Annotated in this window: 19 protein-coding genes and 1 pseudogene; 13 read left to right on the forward strand and 7 right to left on the reverse strand. The window is 44.1% G+C overall.

Features of this window, described 5'->3' with window-relative positions:
* Positions 1-119: 119 nt before the first annotated feature.
* On the reverse strand, positions 120-968 hold the full coding sequence (locus BBH88_RS01370) for a transporter substrate-binding domain-containing protein (protein ID WP_006828119.1): 849 nt from the start codon (positions 966-968) through the stop codon (positions 120-122).
* A gap of 183 nt (positions 969-1,151) precedes the next feature.
* Here BBH88_RS01370 and BBH88_RS01375 point away from each other — a divergent pair, with 183 nt between their 5' ends.
* From BBH88_RS01375 to BBH88_RS01385, 3 genes are read left to right on the forward strand one after another with little or no spacing between them, the layout of a single operon-like run.
* The gene (locus BBH88_RS01375) at positions 1,152-1,775 is read left to right on the forward strand and encodes a TetR/AcrR family transcriptional regulator (RefSeq protein WP_006828120.1); all 624 of its coding nucleotides are present in this window, start codon (positions 1,152-1,154) and stop codon (positions 1,773-1,775) included.
* Between the two features lie 11 nt (positions 1,776-1,786).
* A complete protein-coding gene (locus BBH88_RS01380; RefSeq protein WP_006828121.1) occupies positions 1,787-2,704 on the forward strand; it encodes an ABC transporter ATP-binding protein in 918 nt (305 codons plus the stop codon).
* Positions 2,704-4,308 carry an ABC transporter permease gene (locus tag BBH88_RS01385; RefSeq protein ID WP_065536266.1) on the forward strand — a complete coding sequence of 535 codons (1,605 nt, stop codon included), beginning with the start codon at positions 2,704-2,706 and terminating at the stop codon, positions 4,306-4,308. The genes BBH88_RS01380 and BBH88_RS01385 overlap by 1 nt, the downstream gene beginning before the upstream one ends.
* Before the next feature lie 66 nt (positions 4,309-4,374).
* Here the strand turns inward: BBH88_RS01385 and BBH88_RS01390 are convergent, their stop codons facing one another.
* Both BBH88_RS01390 and BBH88_RS01395 read right to left on the reverse strand, forming a co-directional pair.
* Positions 4,375-5,067: an LrgB family protein gene (locus BBH88_RS01390; protein WP_006828123.1), complete on the reverse strand. Its 693-nt coding sequence runs from the start codon at positions 5,065-5,067 to the stop codon at positions 4,375-4,377.
* A gap of 2 nt (positions 5,068-5,069) precedes the next feature.
* Complete coding sequence (locus BBH88_RS01395; RefSeq protein WP_006828124.1) at positions 5,070-5,444, reverse strand: CidA/LrgA family protein; 375 nt, start codon at positions 5,442-5,444, stop codon at positions 5,070-5,072.
* Between the two features lie 475 nt (positions 5,445-5,919).
* Here BBH88_RS01395 and brnQ point away from each other — a divergent pair, with 475 nt between their 5' ends.
* A complete protein-coding gene (gene brnQ, locus BBH88_RS01400; protein WP_006828125.1) occupies positions 5,920-7,290 on the forward strand; it encodes a branched-chain amino acid transport system II carrier protein in 1,371 nt (456 codons plus the stop codon).
* A gap of 100 nt (positions 7,291-7,390) precedes the next feature.
* On the opposite strand, the gene BBH88_RS01405 is transcribed toward brnQ, so the two are convergent.
* Positions 7,391-8,053 carry a GntR family transcriptional regulator gene (locus BBH88_RS01405; RefSeq protein ID WP_006828126.1) on the reverse strand — a complete coding sequence of 221 codons (663 nt, stop codon included), beginning with the start codon at positions 8,051-8,053 and terminating at the stop codon, positions 7,391-7,393.
* Positions 8,054-8,238: 185 nt separating this feature from the next.
* On the opposite strand from BBH88_RS01405, the gene BBH88_RS01410 reads away from it, so the two are divergent.
* Positions 8,239-8,595, forward strand: coding sequence for a SpoIIAA family protein (locus BBH88_RS01410; protein ID WP_006828127.1), 357 nt, complete (start codon positions 8,239-8,241; stop codon positions 8,593-8,595).
* 33 nt (positions 8,596-8,628) lie between these two features.
* Positions 8,629-8,985, forward strand: coding sequence for a SpoIIAA family protein (locus tag BBH88_RS01415; protein ID WP_006828128.1), 357 nt, complete (start codon positions 8,629-8,631; stop codon positions 8,983-8,985).
* Positions 8,986-9,041: 56 nt separating this feature from the next.
* Here the strand turns inward: BBH88_RS01415 and BBH88_RS01420 are convergent, their stop codons facing one another.
* Complete coding sequence (locus BBH88_RS01420; protein ID WP_006828129.1) at positions 9,042-9,242, reverse strand: hypothetical protein; 201 nt, start codon at positions 9,240-9,242, stop codon at positions 9,042-9,044.
* Between the two features lie 118 nt (positions 9,243-9,360).
* Here BBH88_RS01420 and BBH88_RS01425 point away from each other — a divergent pair, with 118 nt between their 5' ends.
* The 7 genes and pseudogenes from BBH88_RS01425 to BBH88_RS01455 all read left to right on the forward strand — a co-directional run bounded on the left by BBH88_RS01425 (position 9,361) and on the right by BBH88_RS01455 (position 17,443).
* The gene (locus tag BBH88_RS01425; protein ID WP_065536265.1) at positions 9,361-10,554 is read left to right on the forward strand and encodes a class I SAM-dependent rRNA methyltransferase; all 1,194 of its coding nucleotides are present in this window, start codon (positions 9,361-9,363) and stop codon (positions 10,552-10,554) included.
* A 213-nt stretch (positions 10,555-10,767) separates the two neighbouring features.
* Complete coding sequence (locus BBH88_RS01430; RefSeq protein WP_065536264.1) at positions 10,768-11,079, forward strand: DUF3817 domain-containing protein; 312 nt, start codon at positions 10,768-10,770, stop codon at positions 11,077-11,079.
* 134 nt (positions 11,080-11,213) lie between these two features.
* A pseudogene (locus BBH88_RS01435) lies at positions 11,214-12,431 on the forward strand (MFS transporter).
* A gap of 226 nt (positions 12,432-12,657) precedes the next feature.
* Positions 12,658-13,218: a GNAT family N-acetyltransferase gene (locus BBH88_RS01440; protein WP_065536263.1), complete on the forward strand. Its 561-nt coding sequence runs from the start codon at positions 12,658-12,660 to the stop codon at positions 13,216-13,218.
* A gap of 28 nt (positions 13,219-13,246) precedes the next feature.
* Positions 13,247-14,986 carry an ABC transporter ATP-binding protein gene (locus tag BBH88_RS01445; protein WP_065536262.1) on the forward strand — a complete coding sequence of 580 codons (1,740 nt, stop codon included), beginning with the start codon at positions 13,247-13,249 and terminating at the stop codon, positions 14,984-14,986.
* A gap of 62 nt (positions 14,987-15,048) precedes the next feature.
* On the forward strand, positions 15,049-15,813 hold the full coding sequence (locus BBH88_RS01450; RefSeq protein WP_065536261.1) for a MerR family transcriptional regulator: 765 nt from the start codon (positions 15,049-15,051) through the stop codon (positions 15,811-15,813).
* Between the two features lie 790 nt (positions 15,814-16,603).
* Positions 16,604-17,443 carry an endonuclease/exonuclease/phosphatase family protein gene (locus BBH88_RS01455; RefSeq protein ID WP_065536260.1) on the forward strand — a complete coding sequence of 280 codons (840 nt, stop codon included), beginning with the start codon at positions 16,604-16,606 and terminating at the stop codon, positions 17,441-17,443.
* Positions 17,444-17,487: 44 nt separating this feature from the next.
* On the opposite strand, the gene BBH88_RS01460 is transcribed toward BBH88_RS01455, so the two are convergent.
* Both BBH88_RS01460 and queF read right to left on the reverse strand, forming a co-directional pair.
* Positions 17,488-18,141, reverse strand: coding sequence for a queuosine precursor transporter (locus tag BBH88_RS01460; RefSeq protein ID WP_006828136.1), 654 nt, complete (start codon positions 18,139-18,141; stop codon positions 17,488-17,490).
* 12 nt (positions 18,142-18,153) lie between these two features.
* Positions 18,154-18,648 carry a preQ(1) synthase gene (queF, locus tag BBH88_RS01465; protein ID WP_006828137.1) on the reverse strand — a complete coding sequence of 165 codons (495 nt, stop codon included), beginning with the start codon at positions 18,646-18,648 and terminating at the stop codon, positions 18,154-18,156.
* Between the last annotated feature and the right edge of the window lie 71 nt (positions 18,649-18,719).

The following is an 18,719-nucleotide window of genomic DNA, read 5'->3' on the forward strand; positions in this document are numbered from 1 at the left end:
CGAGGTAAATAGAAAGTATTTCAGCTGAATCAGAAAGTATATCCAATTAACTGGAGAAAATTCAACCGCTGACGCATAAGAAAAAGAAGCCGCTCAATCGAGAGCAACTTCTTTTCAATTTATTCTTCAATATCAACTTTTTCGGTTGCATCGGCGCCGTTGAAGAATTCAGCGGAGATTTCGGCGATCGTTCCATCCTCTAGCATTTCTTCGATTACGCGGTTGACGTTTTCGGCAAGCTCTTCGTTGTCTTTGTTCATGACAACACCAACTTCAGAGGGACTGTACTTCAAATCCGGGTGAATGGTGATATCCAGTTCTGGAAACGCAGCAATTGCTAAAGTCTGCAGATAGTAGTCATTTAAAATGACGTCGGTTCGTCCAATGGCGACATCGCGCAAATAGGTTTCATTGGTGGCATTGTCGTAAACCACTTCTTCTGCGCCGTATTCACGTGCCGTTTCCATGTAGACGGAAGTTGACGCACCGGCAGCTTTCTTGCCTTCTAGGTCTTCCAGTGTTTCGATGCCAGACAAATCCTCTGAACGAACGATTGCCGTTCCGTAAGAATACTTGAATGGTGTAGAGAAGATGAAGTTCTCTTCGCGATCTTCCGTTATTTCGATGTCATTGGCGGCAAGGTCGACTTGTCCGGTTTGAACAGATGTTAACATTTCATCAAAACCAAGCTCAGTGAATTCGATGTCCAATTCAAGACGTTCGCCAATTGCACGAACCACTTCAACTTCAAAACCGGTCAATTCGTCTGATCCTTCTTCACGGTAGGATGTTGGAAACAAGGTGCCTGATGTCGCAACAGTCAAACTGCCTTCTTCCTGAATATCGTCCCATGCGGTCGTTGTTTCTTCTGAAGCTGTATCGTCCTCATTACCACAAGCACTTAAAAGCGATAACATCACCAGACCAGCAACGATAGACCCTTTTTTTGCAAAAAATAATTTTTTCAATTTTTATTCCTCCTATTATCCTATTATGGCAATTAAAACATAGCATTATCGGCGGGCAACGGCAATGGTTTGGTTCGAGATTTTAAAAACAGAAAATTGAATAAAAATAGTTGACCAATGTGGTCGAATATTGTATTCTGTAATCGACCAATAAGGTCTAAAGTGTGGAAAGTGGGGATGAGCATGGAGAGATTTGAGAACCTTGACCCTAAAAAGCAGCAAAAAATCCTTGATTCGGCATTGATGGAGTTTGCCGAAAACGGTTATGGAAAAGCTTCAACCAATCGTATCGTCAAACAGGCTGGCATCGGAAAAGGAATGCTATTCTATTATTTCAAAAATAAAAAGGATCTGTATGAGTATTTGATCGAATACAGCCTGAATTTTATCATCACTGAATATTTAAGCTTAGTTGATATCAATGAAACTGATTTTATTAAACGCCTCAAAGGGGCAGCCCAACTAAAAATGAAAGCGCAGGTGGAAAACGAACACGTCTTCAACTTTATGGGGACGGTCATGCTGACAAAAGATCTGGAACTGCCTCCGCATCTTCAGAAACGCTATGAGGAATTACAAATGCAAGGATATGCATTGCTGTACGGAGGCATCGACAAAACGCTTTTCAGAAAAGGTCTGGACGTTGACAAGGCGTTCAACTTAATTCGTTGGGGAGTTGATGGCTATCAGCAGGATCTTCTGCAAAGGCTACAGGGGCAAAAGATGAGCGATCTGGATTTTGAACCTTACTGGGATGAGTTTTATGAATATCTTGATATTCTCAAGAAAAGCTTCTACACAAATTAGGAGGGGTATCCATGACAGTTTTGCGAACAATAGACTTGACGAAGAAGTTCGGAGACTTTGCGGCGTTAGACGGAGTCAATATTGAAGTAGGAGAAGGAGAGGTCTATGGTTTTATTGGACCCAACGGATCAGGGAAGTCTACGACTTTACGTGTTCTTCTCGGCATTTTGAAGGCTTCGGAAGGACGTGCTGAAATTTTTGGTAAGGATTCCTGGGAAGATGCAGTGGAAATTCACAAACGTGTGGCATATATTCCGGGGGATATCAACTTATGGCCGAACCTAACGGGTGGTGAAGTCATCGATCTGTTCGTTAAACTTCGCGGTGGCAACAAGCTGGACCGCCGTCAGGAATTGATCCGGAAGTTTGATCTGGACCCAACGAAGAAATGCCGCACTTATTCAAAAGGGAATCGGCAAAAAGTGGCCCTGATTGCGGCATTCTCGTCAGATGTGGACCTATATGTATTGGACGAACCGACTTCCGGCCTCGATCCTCTAATGGAAAGGGTTTTCCAGGAATATGTCATGGAAGCGAAAAAGCAGGGAAAGAGCGTCTTGCTATCCAGCCATATCCTATCTGAAGTCGAAAAGCTATGTGATAAAGTGGCCATCATCCGCGAAGGGAAAATCATTGAAACGGGAACCTTAAAAGAGCTCCGCCATTTGACGGGGACAATATTACTGGTGGAAACAAAGGAACCAATCACCGCTTTAGAAGATTTTAAAGGAGTGAGCGGTATCTACCTGAAAGGACAGGCGTTGTCCTTTCAGGTAGATACTGCAGAAGTGGATCGGGTCATGCGCTATGTCAGCCAGTTCGGAGTGATCCGCATTGAAAGCGCCCCACCAACTTTGGAAGAGCTGTTCATGCGCCATTACGAAGGAACTGGACAAGCGGTAGAATCAGGGGCAGGAGGCGAGTTGTAATGTCCCGACACTTTTTTGACGGTACAGGAACGTTGATGCGTTTTGTTTTGCGCCGCGATCGTTTGCGTCTGCCAATCTGGCTGCTGTCTTTTGCGTCCATTTCTGTCATCATTGCCTTGGCTTTTGTTGGTTTGTATCAGAGTGCGGAAGAACGGCAGGCAATGGCTGAAACGATGCGCAATCCTGCCATGACGGCGATGGTAGGGCCTGGATATGGTCTGGACAATTATACAGTTGGAGCCATGACTGCCCATGAGATGCTGCTGATGACGGCGGTGGTAGTTGGGTTGATGAGCATTTTGCTGGTAACACGCCATACGCGTACTGATGAAGAAGATGGCCGCATTGAAATGATCCGATCGTTGCCAGTGGGCCGTCTGTCGAATCTGTTGTCGATTTTACTGGTGTTGATTGGTGCCAATATTGTTCTGGCGCTGTTGACCGCTTTTTCATTGACTGCTTTGGGTATTGAAAGCATAGATTTGGAAGGGTCGCTGGTATACGGTTCGGCCTTGGGTGCTAGCGGTATGATTTTTGCCGGCGTTGCTGCGGTCTGCGCGCAGTTGTCCCCAAATGCCAGAAGCACACTCGGTTTATCGATTACGGTTTTGCTGTTTGCCTATATGATCCGAGCTATCGGGGATGTAATGAATGATGCGCTGTCCTGGATTTCTCCACTTAACTGGATTTTACGGTCTGAAGCTTACGTAAACAATTACTGGTGGCCGATTTTAATGACGTTGGCGGCAGCTTTTCTGCTAATGGGATTGGCTTTGTATCTCAATGCCATTCGGGATTTGGGATCCGGTTTTCTGCCTTCATGGCCAGGGAAAGGCAAAGCATCAAAATCACTCTTAAGCCCGTTTGGCCTCGCTTTAAGGCTACAGCGAACTGGATTGATCGCTTGGGGGGCTGGAATTCTGCTAATTGGGGCTTCTTATGGGTCTGTCCTTGGAGATCTGGAATCGTTTTTTGAGGATATCGATCTTATGCAACAACTGATTGTGCAGGCATCAGGGTTTTCACTGACAGAACAGTTCATTCCAGTTTTAATGGCGGTAATGGCGATACTGGGAACCATTCCAGTCCTGCTGGCTGTTCTCAAGCTGAAAACAGAGGAAAAAAATGACCGGCTCGAGCATATCTTGAGCCGTGCGGTTTCCAGAAATCAGTTGATGGGTGGCTACCTTGCAATGGCCATACTGACCGGATTTGCCATGCTGTCTTTGGCAGCGCTTGGTCTGGGATTGGTAGGGAATGCCATGACGGAGGAGAAGCTTCCGCTTGGCATGTTCTACGGCGCAGGACTGGCTTATTTACCTGCGATGCTTTTCATAATCGGTGTAGCGGTGCTGCTAATTGGCTGGGCTCCGAATTTAACCAGCACAGTGTGGCTGTATTTAGTTTTTTCCTTTGTCGTTATTTACTTGGGCGGCTTGTTCCAGTTCCCGGACTGGATGGGGAAACTGACACCTTATGGCTATGTCTCCGAAATTCCGATCGAGGAAATGAATTACCTTAATGCCGCCATGTTGACCTTAGCCGCTGTTATTCTTACAGCAATCGGCATGCTTGGATTTAACCGCAGGGACATCGGAAGATAGAAATACCTTGAAAAGTGGTAAAAAGAACCCCCTTTCCAATATAAATGGAAAGGGGGTTCTTGTGATTTACAAGAGCAGCAGCCAAGCAGCTACAGGTCCCAATAAGGCCCCAAGTACAGCGCTCAAGGTCATCGCGACGGAACTCATCGATGCTTCTTGCTGGCCATACTCAAAGGCTTTTGCGGTGCCCATGCCATGGGCAGAAGTGCCGAGGCCGATGCCACGACCAATCGCCGAATCAATATGCAGCCATTTTAACAGAACAGGGCCGATGATATAGCCGGTAAAGCCCGCCACCATGACAAAAACTGCGGCCAGTGATGGGATGCCGCCAAGATTGCTGGCAACTTGCATGGCTACAGGAGTTGTCAATGATTTTGGCAACACCGTCAGGATTAGCTCTTCTGAAAAACGAAAGAGCTGTGTAAACAGGATGCCGCTTGCCATACCGACTGCAACCCCTATCGCAATACCGGATACGATAGGCAGCAGGTTAGCAAAAAGCAGGTTTCTCTGTTTATAAAGAGGGATTGCCAAAGCGACAACTGCCGGCCCAAGGAGTGTGCCGATCCAGCTTCCGCCCGTCATATACGCATCGTAAGGGATATTGCCCAGTACTAAAATGAGGGTAATAATCGCTGTAGAAGCAAGTACCGGATTCAATAAGGTTTTTCTGTATCTTACATACAGGTAGTTGGTCAGCAGATAAACAACAACCGTCAGAGCTGCAAAAAGAGCGGCTGTCACATTAAATTCCATCGTCAGGATCGTTCCTTTCGTTCTGTACTGACCCTGGCAGCATATTGGCTGACCCAGCCCGAAGCAGCCATGGTGAGGAACGTACTGGCCATGACAATCGGAATCAGCAAAATACCTTTACCGGAAAATAACTCCCTGTACTCGACAACGCCGACAGTAGCAGGGATAAAGTAAAGGGATAAAAAAGCCAGCAGGAGATGAGCGCCTGAATCGATCCACTTCAGCGGATAGATTTTCAGCATCAGTGCAGCAAATAGCAAAAGAAAGCCAATAATGCTACCGGGCAGCGGAATATTGAAAAAAGTCTGTAATTCTTCACCTAACAGATAAAAACCGGTGATGGCGAGAAGCTGAAGAAAGATGTAAATAATTTTCAAAAAAAACGCCGCCTTCCGGTTAGTTGTGGGACAAAAAAACTGTTGTTTCCATAATAAGCTATTTTACAGCATTCTATTTGAAAAGCGAGAGCAGATTCCATGCTTCTCCAGTTGCACGAAAAATATTGATGAAAAAGCTGGAACTGTATTTTTGGTGGATAGCCATATGACTTTGCTTCCTGCGTTAGTAGCAGAATAGTGCTGCTATGAAGCAGGGGATAATTAGTAACAGATGGTTATTTATACACTAAAAAGCATAGATACTATATTGAGAGAATAACTAGTAAATGAAATTCGATGAGATATGCAGAATTTGAAAATATCTTGTTTTAGAAAGCTTGCATTTTGGACTGAATGTTGTATTATTACTTTATGCAATATATCGCACAAATATTTCAAAGAAGAAATGTATTATATTGAAATTGTAGGTAAGTGAGAAAAAATCAGTGGGTTTATTCTATAGGAGGAAAGAGCAATGGATAGTAAGTTGTCATTTAAGTCGTACGCAGTAGTGGGAATGATGTTGTTTGCGCTGTTCTTTGGAGCGGGGAACTTGATCTTTCCCGCACAGCTGGGGCAATATGCAGGAACGAATGTGTGGATTGCCATATTCGGTTTCCTGATCACGGGTGTCGGTTTGCCTTTGATTGGCATATTGGCAATCGGTTATTCGAAAAGCGATGATTTGCAGGATTTATCAAGCCGCGTGCATCCTGTCTATGGTCTGATCTTCACGGCGGTGCTATATTTAACCATTGGACCTTTCTTTGCTTTGCCAAGAACAGGTGCAGTTTCGTATGAGGTCGGAGTGGCTCCATTTATTGGAGCAGGGAATGCCACAATCGGTTTGCTTGTATTTTCACTGTTCTTTTTTGGCGTCTCACTAGTAGTTTCACTGAATCCGACAAAAATAGTCGATAGTATCGGGAAAATCCTCTCGCCGGCTATTCTGGTAACTTTGAGTGTTTTATTGGTTGCAGCTTTTGTGAAGCCAATGGGCGGCCAGAAAGTACCAGAGCCGGCGTACGCAAGTGGTGCTTTCTTTACAGGATTTACAGAAGGCTACAATACCATGGATGCTCTCGCTTCCTTGGTTTTTGGAATCATCGTGATTTCAGCTGTCCGCAAACTCGGTGTGAATTCGCCTAAAGGCGTCTTGACTGCCACTTTGAAAAGTGGTGTTGTGGCTGCGGCTCTATTAGCTATTGTCTACACAGGAATTGCTTATCTTGGTTCGACAAGCACGGGTGCTTTGGGTCTTTTGGAAACAGGAGGCCCTGTTTTAAGCGGAGCTTCCGAATATTATTTCGGAACTTTCGGTGCGGCGTTGCTAGCCGTCATCATTATTCTTGCGTGTTTGACAACAGCCATCGGTTTGACTGTTGCCAATGCTGAATTTTTCCATAAACTGATGCCGAAAATCAGCTATAAAACATATGTTGTTATCTTCTCTGTCTTTTCGTTGGTCGTCACCAATGCAGGTCTTGCGAATATCATCACCTATTCGATTCCTGTCCTGATGTTCTTATATCCACTGGCCATCGTTTTGATCATCCTGGCTTTTCTGTCTCCATTATTCAGACATGCCCAGTTGGTTTACGTGTCGGCAATCATTGTTACTTTCTTCATTAGCATCATCGACGGAATGAAAGCTCTCACTTCTTCACTTGGCGCCGAAAATCCGGGGTGGTTGCAGTCAATTATCGATTTTTACGCAGAAACGTTACCGCTCTATAGCAACGGACTTGGGTGGCTCTTGCCTGCGTTGATCGTCATCGCCATCACGACAATCATTGCCCGCAGCAAAAAGAATGTAAAAGTTCAGACAGTACAGCATAACGCTTAGTTTTAGCAATGCAGGCGGGTCTGCAAAATCAGCCCAGCTTCCAAAATAAAAAAAGCTGTATCAAAAGCTCTTTCGCTTTTGATACAGCTTTTTTATTAGCTTACAGGCTTTTTTCGGCTGACAGCTCTTCTACTGAACGGATCCAATTGGATTTCATGAGCTGTGTCACTTTTTCTGGATCTTTTTCTTTTAAGGTTTTGATAATCTCTACATGTTCATCGTAAGAATTTTTTGTCAACATGAGTGAATGATGGAAAAATTGTCTTCTCACATGGGATTGCAGACTACTGAGTATTGAGTGGATATAGGGGTTATGTGCAGCATCAACAATAATTTGATGAAATTCCTGATCAATTTTCAAGGCCGAAAACCCATTCTGGCTATCAATCGCTTCAATAAATCGTTGATTGATTTCTTCTAATAAACTAAAGATGTGATCATCGAGATTGGGAATGGCGAGTTCTGCTGAGAGGGCTTGCAAAACGGCAAGAGGAGGCAGCAAATCCTTGAGATCATCTTTTTTGATAGTTGTGACCCGTGTTGCTTTTCCGGGGAACATTTCTACAAACCCTTGAACTTCCAATAATTGAAGCGCTTCACGGATAGGAGTTCTGCTTAAGCTTAATGCTTGTGCCAGTTCCGTATCGACTAATTTTTCTTCAGGCTGTAATGTGCCGTCAATGATCCACTGCTGCAATTGAAGATACGCACTTTCTTTGGCTGAGACACGGACGGGCTTCGAATGGTTGATGGGAATAGGCATTGCAAACTCTCCTTTTTCTATTGTATGAATAATCCTATTATACATCAATTGAGACTGCCAATAAAATATTTTATGCAATATATCAGTGGTGGGACTTTAATAAGTCTCTTGCTGCCCGTTTGTCGGCCATCAAATAGGGAATACGAAGAATATAATTAAAGTTATAAGGAATGAGGAGAAACAGCATGCTGTCATTTATTCCAAGTCAGGATTTGCAGACAATTGCTTTTGAAGTCAGCGGGACAGTGACAAAAGAAGATCTGCGCAAGTTGGAACAGGCAATTAAGGAACAATTCCCTGGAGATCAGCAATTCAATGCCTTTGCCATTATGCAGCAGGTAGAGATGCCCACCATTAAAGCATTGCTGGAAGAAGCCAAAATCGATAGCAAGCATTGGAGTCAATACAACAAGCTGGCAATCATCAGTGAAAGGAATTTCCTTGAAAAGATGACAGAACTCAGTGATCTGCTGCCGGGCATTAAAGCCGAACATTTCCATATGGAAGAAATGGAACAAGCGTGGAGCTGGATTAAACAGTAACCAGCTTCGACAACGAACTAGAGGAGGAGAATTATGCTGTCATTTGTGCCAAGTAAAGACACGGAAACCATTGCAATTGAATTTGAAGGAACAGCAACAAGAGAAGATGCTGCAAAGATCGATAAGATTATTCAGGACAAGTTTGCAGACAAAGGGAAATTTAATATTTATGCCATCATAAATGATGTTCAAGACTCTACTTTCACAGGTTTTGGAGAAAGTATGCAAGTAAACATGGAGGCGTGGAATCAATTTCATAAATTCGCAGTAATCAGCTCTACCCATTTGACGGATCAATTGGCGGAAATGGAAAAACTACTGCCGAAACTCAAAGTCAAGCATTTCGAAATGGATGAAATGAACAAAGCTTGGGAATGGATCCAGGAATAAAAGAGAGCGTTTTGCATGGACCATGCAAAACGCTCTCTTTCTGTGGCGGTTGGGAGTTACTCTTCCACTGCAATCAAATCCGCCTTGACGATATGAAAAATGTTCAAGACAATCGTCTGTCCCTTGACATCCACAACGGGAAGCAGGCTTACGGAGATCCCGGGGAAATGATCTTCAAGAGGCCCTTCAATGCGTATATTCTCCAGGTATTCCCCAGTGGTCAATAGAATATTGTAGACATAGAACTTCTGCTTCATGGCAATTCCTCCTACTGATCGTGTTGGAAAATTCACATGGCGAGGGTGGGAATAAGGTCAGCTATCGTATACACTAATTATAAAGCAAAACGGTGTTTTATAGATAGGATGAGAGACGATGAAATCGGAAATTTCAATTAAAATAAACGATAAAGTTAAAGCGGAATACGCCAAGGGCTATCCCTTGATTGCTAAAGAAGCTTTAGAGAATCCGGGAATTTTGCAAACCGAGGGAAGCATTTTGAAGCTGGTCGATAAGCAGGGACGCTTTTTGGCAAAAGGCTATTACGGCCTGCAAAACAAGGGGTACGGATGGGTCTTGACGCGCGATGAAAATGACATCATTGATCAGGCTTTTATCGAACGCAAGTTGGCAACAGCTATCGGCCGAAGACAATCATTTTTCACTAATCCAGAGACGACAGCTTTCCGTGTCTTTAACGGCGAAGGCGATGGTTTTGGGGGCTTGATCGTCGATTATTACGATGGCTTCTATTTGCTCAGCTGGTACAGCGAAGGGGTTTATACCTTTAAGGATCAAGTGATCGCTGCACTGCAGAACGTTGCCGAATGCAAAGGCATTTACCAGAAAAAAAGATTTGATACAAAAGGTCAGTATATCGAAGAAGACGATTTTGTTGCGGGCGAGCGCGGCGAATTTCCATTGATCGTCAAAGAAAATGGCGTAAATGTTGCTGTTTATTTGAACGACGGAGCGATGACAGGAATTTTCCTGGACCAACGGGATGTGCGAAATGCCATTAAGCAAAAATATGCCAAGGACAAAAACGTGCTCAATACCTTTTCATATACAGGTGCTTTTTCAGTGGTGGCAGCACTCGGCGGAGCAGTCAAAACGACGAGTGTCGATTTGGCGAAAAGAAGCTCCAGCAAGACGATCGAGCAATTCAGCGTTAATGGCATCGATTTTGAGAACCAGGATATCCTGGTTATGGATGTTTTCAATTATTTCAAATACGCAAAGCGGAAAGAATTGAAATTCGACATGGTCATATTGGATCCACCAAGCTTTGCGCGTTCAAAAAAATACACCTTCAGCACATCAAAGGATTACACGAACTTAATGAAAGAAGCGATTGCCATTACGGAAAAAAATGGCGTCATTGTTGCTTCGACCAACAGTGCTTCTTTTGGAATGAAGAAATTCAAAGGGTTTATCGACAAAGCTTTTAAAGAACTTAGAGGGAAATACAGCATTGTTGAGGAGTTTACATTGCCAAGCGATTTTCGTGTGCAAAAGGAGTTTAAAGAAGGCGATTACCTGAAGGTTCTTTTCGTGAAACTGGGCTGACAAGCATTGGCTGAACAAATTGAGTGCTATAGGTAAGTTCCTTAAATCTTTAACGATATAAAAAGGAGAGTTCAAGGTTTCTGCATAACGGAGCAACCGAGTTTGTGTCGGAAATTTGTGCGCTTTCACGATACTCTTGTCGATTTCTTCAGTAAACCCTGTACAGCGTTTCGCTCTGCTTTTATAATAGAGGCAGATTGTGAGGGATAGTTGATGTTTAAGAATGCGTTGAGAATATTTCGTTTTATGGGCTTGCTTGAAGGCGGTTCATTATTGATTTTACTCTTTATTGCGATGCCGTTGAAATATCTCTTTGAATTTCCGGAAGCGGTCAGCATTGTAGGACCTATTCACGGAGCCTTGTTTAGTGTATATATTTTGATCACTATCTATATGACGTTCATCTTTAGATGGCCGTTCCGTTTCTCGATTGGTGCCGTTGCGTCAGCATTTCTACCGTTTGGCAATTTCATCTTAGATAAACGGCTTGAAAGTTGGCAGCAGCTGAGAACCTCAGTTGCGTAGTGGCCGCTCTCATAAATGATTCGTGAAACACCTGTGGGATTTCCTGCAGGTGTTTTTATTTTGTTAACGAAAGCTAGCCAACTCCTCTATAATGAAATTATTGTAAGTTATAGATCCGTATTGGAGGTTGCGCCATGACGAAAGTGATAAGTTCTTCTTCACTGGCTGGACATCCAGTTTATCCGGTAATGTTCGCGATTGGCGGCTGCCATTTGCTGAATGATTCTTTGCAGTCTGTGATTCCAGCAATGTTCCCAATACTTGAAGCAGATCTCGGCTTATCGTTTACGCAATTGGGCTTGATCGCTTTTATGCTGAATATCGTGGCGTCAGTGCTGCAGCCGGTTGTGGGATTTATCAGTGATAAAAAGCCGATGCCTTTTGCGTTGCCGCTCGGCATGACGAGTTCATTTGTTGGAATTGCGGGCTTGGCATTTGCGCCGGAATACTAGATGATTCTTGTTTCAGTTATATTTCTTGGCCTTGGTTCCGCTGTATTTCATCCGGAAGGCTCGCGTGTTTCCTATATGGCGGCTGGGTCCAAGCGGGGTTTGTCCCAGTCGATTTACCAGGTGGGCGGGAATTCCGGACAGGCGCTTGCTCCATTAATCAGTGCCTTTATCTTGGTGCCGCTCGGACAGATAGGGGCTGCCTTATTCTTGTTTGTCGCCGCACTCGGTATTTTTATTCTGACCAGAATTTCTATCTGGTACAAACAGCAGCTGGAAGAGGAAAAGCTTCAGAAAGTGAAAAAGGTGCTGCTGTCTTCATTGCCTGAGATGACCAAGAAAAAAGTGGGCATCGCTTTGGCTCTTTTGATGATGATTATTTTTGCCCGCTCTTTCTATGTAACCAATATGACGAGTTTTTATATTTTTTATTTGATTGAATCTTATGGCCTGACAATTCAGCAAGGACAGCTCTACGTCTTTTTGTTTCTGGGTGTCGGTGCAGCGGGGACTTTCTTTGGTGGGCCCATGGCGGATAAGAGTGGCCGCAAGAATGTCATTCTTCTGTCGATCATCGTTCCGATTCCACTTGCCGCTCTATTGCCTTATTTGCCACTTTACGCCGTTTTAATTTTTCTAGCATTGATTGGCTTTTTCATTATGTTGAGTTTTTCCGTTACGGTTGTTTACGCGCAGGAGCTCGTGCCTAGCAAAATCGGCACGATGGCCGGCTTGACCGTAGGCTTGGCTTTTGGCATGGGTGCCATCGGTGCTGTCGTCATCGGAATTTTAATGGATGCTATCGGTGTCTATGAAACCATGGTCATCGTATCATTCCTGCCAATTATTGCTTTAGTCGGCTTGTGGCTGCCGGGTGACCGGAAAATAGTAGCTGCTTCATAAATTGGGCTAAAGAAATTAAGTTTTTCACACAGCTCCTTCCGCTTTCGGCACGTCGGCGCTAAGAGAATTGGAGAAGTTTGAGTGACGTTATGGCTGCTCAAATTTAATCGGAAGATAGAACCAAGACAGCAGAAATTTCCAGGGGAGCAGCGCTGCTATAGGATTATTCACAGCAGAATTGTACATTTTAAATAACCAGTTCATATATAAAAAAGGGGAATGCTATATGACGATCAATTTGCCTGAAGTACCAACTAAAATAAAAACTGAGCGGTTACTGCTGCGGATGCCAATGCCTGGAGACGGGCAGGTAGTGAATGCAGCTATCCATGCTTCACTCGATGATTTAAAGCCGTGGCTCGCATTTGCACAGGAAGAGCCGTCTCCGCAAGGCACGGAAATCAATCAGCTGGAATCACATTTGAATTTCCTGAAACGTGAAGTTTTGCGCTACTTGATTTTTGAGAAAGAGACTGGGAATTTTATTGGCAGCACCGGATTTCATAGTATTGAATGGGATGTGCCGAAAATGGAGATTGGCTATTGGCTGGATTCCAATGCTGCTGGAAAAGGCTATATGATAGAGGCTGTTTCGGCTTTGACTGATTTGGCTTTCGCGACGCTGAAATGCAATCGCCTTGAAATTCAATGTGATGCAGAAAATTTCAAAAGCCGGGCAATTCCTGGAAAACTCGGATTTATACTAGAAGGAATCTTGAAAAATGACGAACGATCTGTGGACGGCAAGCGTTTAACCGATACGTGTATCTACGCCAAATTCGCTTGATGCGACTCAAAGAACAGGGGCTTTTACGATGAAAAAGAAAAATAAGGAAACGGGTCTGAAGCCGTTCATTTCGCTGTTATTGACATTGAAAATTCCAAAGTTAGCGCTGGCTATCGGTTTGCTTGCCAGCTTGATCACCACACTTGTCGGTCTAGTAGTCCCGTTGTTGACGAAAAATCTAGTTGATGGTTTTTCCTTCGACTCGTTAAGTGCGCCGTTGATTGCTGGAATCGGTGTTGCTTTTATTGTTCAAGCCATCATCAATGGCATTTCGATCTACTTGTTGAGTATGGTTGGACAGCGGGTAGTGGCGGGCTTGAGAGAACGGATGTGGGCGCAATTGATTCGGTTGCGTGTCGGTTATTTCGATCAGCATTCGAGTGGAGAAACGGTAAGCCGAGTCGTTAATGACACAGGCGTTGTGCGGAACTTGATCACGGATCATTTTCCGTCATTTGCCACAGGCATCATTTCCATTATTGGTGCAGTAATCATTTTAGTTATTCTGGACTGGAAGATGACGTTGGTTATGATGCTGGCTGTGCCGTTGACGATTGCAGTAATGATTCCCCTTGGACGTCAGATGGCAAAGATTTCACGAAACCTGCAGGATGAGACAGCCCATTTTACCGGCCATGTCCAGCAGACATTAGGCGAGATTCGTTTAATGAAGTCATCGACAGCTGAAGATACCGAAGAAACAAGAGGGATACAAGGCATCCACAAATTATTCACTCTCGGTATGAAAGAAGCGAAAATCTATGCCTTGATTGCACCATTGATGTATCTGGTTGTTATGGTGGTCATTGTGTCAATTATTGGCTACGGGGGGATCCGCGTGGCAAACGGTGAAATGTCTACAGGATCGCTGGTCGCTTTTCTATTGTATTTATTCCAGATTATTGTTCCAATGGCGACGTTTGCACGGTTTTTTACAGAGCTTCAAAAAGCCAAAGGAGCTACAGAACGCATCATTGGCATTTTAGAACTGCCATTAGAAGAACAACAGCAAAAGCCCGATATGGATATTGCCGGTAAAACATTGCGGCTTGACGGGTTGAGCTTTGCTTATGATAAAGGAGAAACGGTCTTAGAGAATGTGTCCTTTGAAGCGCAACCTGGAGAAATGATTGCATTTGCGGGACCAAGTGGCGGCGGGAAAACCACCGTTTTTGGCTTGATTGAACGATTTTATGAACCGCTGTCTGGCGAAATTTCAATTGGAAATACCCCAATCGACGAAATTTCAATTGCTTCCTGGCGGGATCAAATTGGGTATGTCTCTCAGGAAAGTGCGATGATGGGCGGCACCATCAGGGAAAACCTAACATATGGACTGCCGGATTCGAGAACGATTCCAGCTGAAGAACTTTGGCGAGTTGCGCGTATGGCCTATGCGGAAGATTTTATCCGAGCCTTTGCCGACGGATTAGATACAGAAGTCGGAGAGCGCGGCGTCAAATTATCAGGGGGTCAGCGTCAGCGGATCGCCATTGCAAGAGCTTTTCTGCGTGATCCGAAAATTCTGATGATGGATGAAGCGACTGCAAGTCTGGATAGTCAGTCAGAAGGCATTGTTCAACAGGCGTTAAGCCGCCTGATGGAAGGGCGGACAACTCTAGTGATTGCCCATAGATTATCAACAATTGTGGATGCGGACAAAATTGTCTTTATTGAAAAAGGGTGTGTGACAGGGATTGGCACACATCGACAACTGACAGCTTCCCATTCGCTTTACCGTGAGTTTGCTGAACAGCAATTAACTTGATGGAACCACTTGACCTTGATGCAACGTCAAGGTATATGATGAGTTTATCAGGAGGTGGAGGTATGGAATATACCGTACAAAAATTGGGGAACTTGGCCGGAATCAGTACACGTACACTGCGCTATTACGACGAAATTGATTTATTGAAGCCGGCAAGAAAAAGCTCTTCGGGTTACCGAATCTATGGTCAGCAAGAAGTGGACAAGCTGCAGCAAATCCTATTTTTTCGTGAACTTGGAATGGAGCTCGAACAGATAAGAAACATTGTAAATGATCCCAATTTCGACGGCTCCCGTGCTTTGGAGGAGCATCGTGAAAAACTTCTTGCGAAGCGAATGCAATTGGACCTCCTGATTACTAATGTGGAAGAAACCATTTCCACAAAAGAAGGAGAGAGCATCATGACTGATAAAGAGAAATTCCAGGGCTTTAAGCAAAATCTTGTGAATGATAATGAACAGCAGTATGGCAGTGAAATACGCAGCAAATACGGGGATGATCTAGTAGACAATTCCAATGCTAAAATGCTGAATATGAGTGAGCAGCAATACCTGGAATTCACACGCCTAGAACAGCAAGTGTTAGCCAGTTTGGAAGATGCTGTAAAAACAAATGATCCATCGAGCGTTGTGGCCCAACAAACAGCTGATTTGCATCGTCAGTGGTTGGACTTTACGTGGCCAACCTACAGCAAGGAAGCACACCGGGGTCTTGCAGAGATGTATGTGGCAGACGAGCGATTTGCTTCGTATTACGACAAAGTACATCCAAGAGCTGGACAATTCCTGAGAGATGCAATTGTTAGCTATACGTCACAGAAAGAATAACAGAGCATGTAGTTGAAAGCAGGCAGTCCGGAGAAAACAGACTGTTTGCTTTTTTTATGTTTGGATTTAACTAGAATAAGGGGAGACAGTTTTGCTGAGAGCCTGTAAATTTCATTGAACGTGCATAAATTTTCTGGAACGTGCGTAAACTTTTTTGAGCGTGCATAAGTTTCGCTGAGCGTGCGTAAATCTAATGGAGCGTGCGCAAATTTTCTGAAGCGTGCATAACACTTAACTAAGCTACGTAATCTGGTTTTTATTTGAATTAAAGATGAATTTTTTAGCTTTAATCTCTAGTAGTCATTCTGTAAAAATATTATTCCATCTTTTGAGGGCCTGCATCCTGCAGGCCAGCTAACCGGTGCGGCAGAATGTCGCGTTCTTAGGTTAGCTTCCATTTTTGGGCTGCTTCCGCTTTTCGTGATGTCCAGCTTCAGCAGCCAGGTTCTAGGGTCATAAACCACTCTGGCTGTGCGGCTGAAAACACGCCACTTCACCGGAGCGTCTTATGCCCGTCGAAACTACACGGCTGCTTCCGCTTTTCGCGATGTCCAGCTTCAGCAGCCAGATTCTAGGGTCATAAGCCACTCCGGCTGTGCGGCTGAAAACACGCCACTTCACCGGAGCGTCTTATGCCCGTCGAATCTACACGGCTGCTTCCGCTTTTCTGTTTACAAACCCTTAACAATTATTTACACCCTCGTCATGGCAACTTCATGAGTGCTTGTTATACTGAAAGCAATTAAAGCAGCTGCCAACGATTCGTTTTAATCGAAAAGGAGAGGTTTGCATGCACGGGAAGAAAAAGAAGGCACCGGTTGTAAAAGTCATGTCGTTTAATATTGCTCATGGTTTAGGGATGGATGGGACAGTTGATTTGGAAAAGACCGCTGAAGTTATTGAGGATTCTTGTGCTACCATCGTCGCCCTGCAAGAGGTTGACCGTTATTTTTCTGCCCGCAGTTCGTTTGTTGACCAAGTGGAGTGGTTGAGCGAAAGGCTTGGCATGTACGCTTCTTATGGCGCCAACATGAATTTTGCGCCTGAAGATTCGGAACGGCCGAATCGCCAATACGGCAATATGATTTTAAGCAAGTACCCAATCAAATATGTAGATAATCATTTGCTGACCCAGGTGTATTGTCCTTTTGGCAACAATGAACAGCGAGGGATTTTAGAAACTGTCATTGAGGTCGATGGTATTTACTTGAGCGTGTTCAATACTCATTTGGCTTTAAAGGATGAAGAACTAGCCGTCAGTGTCGATGAAATTTTGGCAATTACAGGAAAAAGTCATTTTCCTCGGATCATTGCAGGAGACTTTAATGCCTCTTCCTCTAATGCCTACATGCAAAAGTTGAACAAGCATTTCCGAGACGCGTTCCTAAAAATGAAAAGAGGGGATGCCTACACATATCCTTCTACTTACGTGAACAAAGAGACAGATGAAGTTTTCTGGCCGGCGACGCGGATCGACTATATTTTAGCTGATAGTGAAGTGGATGTCGTTCAGGTAGCAGTTATTGAAACATCGGTTTCTGATCATTTGCCGATTGTGGCGGATATGATCTTGGTTAATGCTGAGGTAGGCGTAAAAGAACGCGTACAAAAAGCACGCGCAAGGGTTTAAGCAGTTGCTCTCATAGATTCATGTAACCACAAAAACCGGAAGCTCTACTCGAGAGCTTCCGGTTTTTGATGTCCATAAATTTGTTTGCCTGACAGCTGTTCGCGTCTGCATAACTTGACCAGCAAATAAACAAATGGCGTATCGGCCGCAGCCACTAACCACTTAAATACGTATTGGGTGGCAATCATACCGAGCAATGCACTGGTAGGCATAGTGCCGTAAAAAGCAATGGTGATAAAAATACTGGTATCTACCAATTGGCTGGCCATCGTTGAGGCGTTATTGCGCAGCCACAACCGAGATTCGCCATGCCGCTGTTTCAGCTTATGAAAAATAGTGACATCCAGGTTCTGGCTAATAAAATAAGAAACAAGACTCGCTAGGGTGACGCGGAAGCCTGCGGAAAAAATAGCTTCAAATGATTCCTGATCTGCAAAAAACGGAGCAGCCGGTAGGTGAATGGCGAAGAAAATGAAGGCCAATGCACAAAGCTGTGTGACGAATCCAGCCGTAACGGTTTGCCTTGCAGCCTCTTTGCCGTATACTTCAGCAATCGTATCGGTGATAGGAAACGTAAAGACGTAGACAATGACAGCAGCAGGCAAAACGGCCCACTCACTAATGCTGAACAACTTGACCGCTAAAATATTCGACAAGATCAAGAGGCCGACAAATGCACCATTCAAATAAAGTAACATATGCTAAACTCCTTATCGATTGGTAATCGTTTCAGGATTCATGTCGTGATTCATCATCCGGTACGATGCCATTTCTTCGTATTTTGTTCCTGGTTTGCCATGGTTTGTATAAGGATCAATCGACAAGCCGCCACGTGGCGTGAATTTTCCCCATACTTCAATATAACGAGGATCCATCAATTTGATTAAATCATTCATAATGATGTTAACCACATCTTCATGGAAATCTCCGTGGTTACGGAAGCTGAATAAATAAAGCTTCAGTGATTTGCTTTCTACCAGTTTTTGATCGGGAATAAAGCTCAGGTATATGGTAGCGAAATCTGGCTGTCCGGTTTGTGGACAAAGAGAAGTGAATTCAGGACAATTGAATTTCACAAAATAATCGCGGCTGTGCAGATTGTCGATCGGTTCCAAAATTTCTGGATCGTATTCAAATTTATACGCGGTGTTTTGATTGCCGAGCAATGATAAGTGATCGAGTGTGTCTTCGTTTCTTCCTGCCATGAAAATGGCCTCCTTTAGATAGCCGGCTTGGAAGAGGGTTATAAAAAACGGACAAAAGAAAAAGCCAAATC

The sequence above is a fragment of the Planococcus antarcticus DSM 14505 genome (assembly GCF_001687565.2).
GTDB lineage: Bacteria > Bacillota > Bacilli > Bacillales_A > Planococcaceae > Planococcus > Planococcus antarcticus.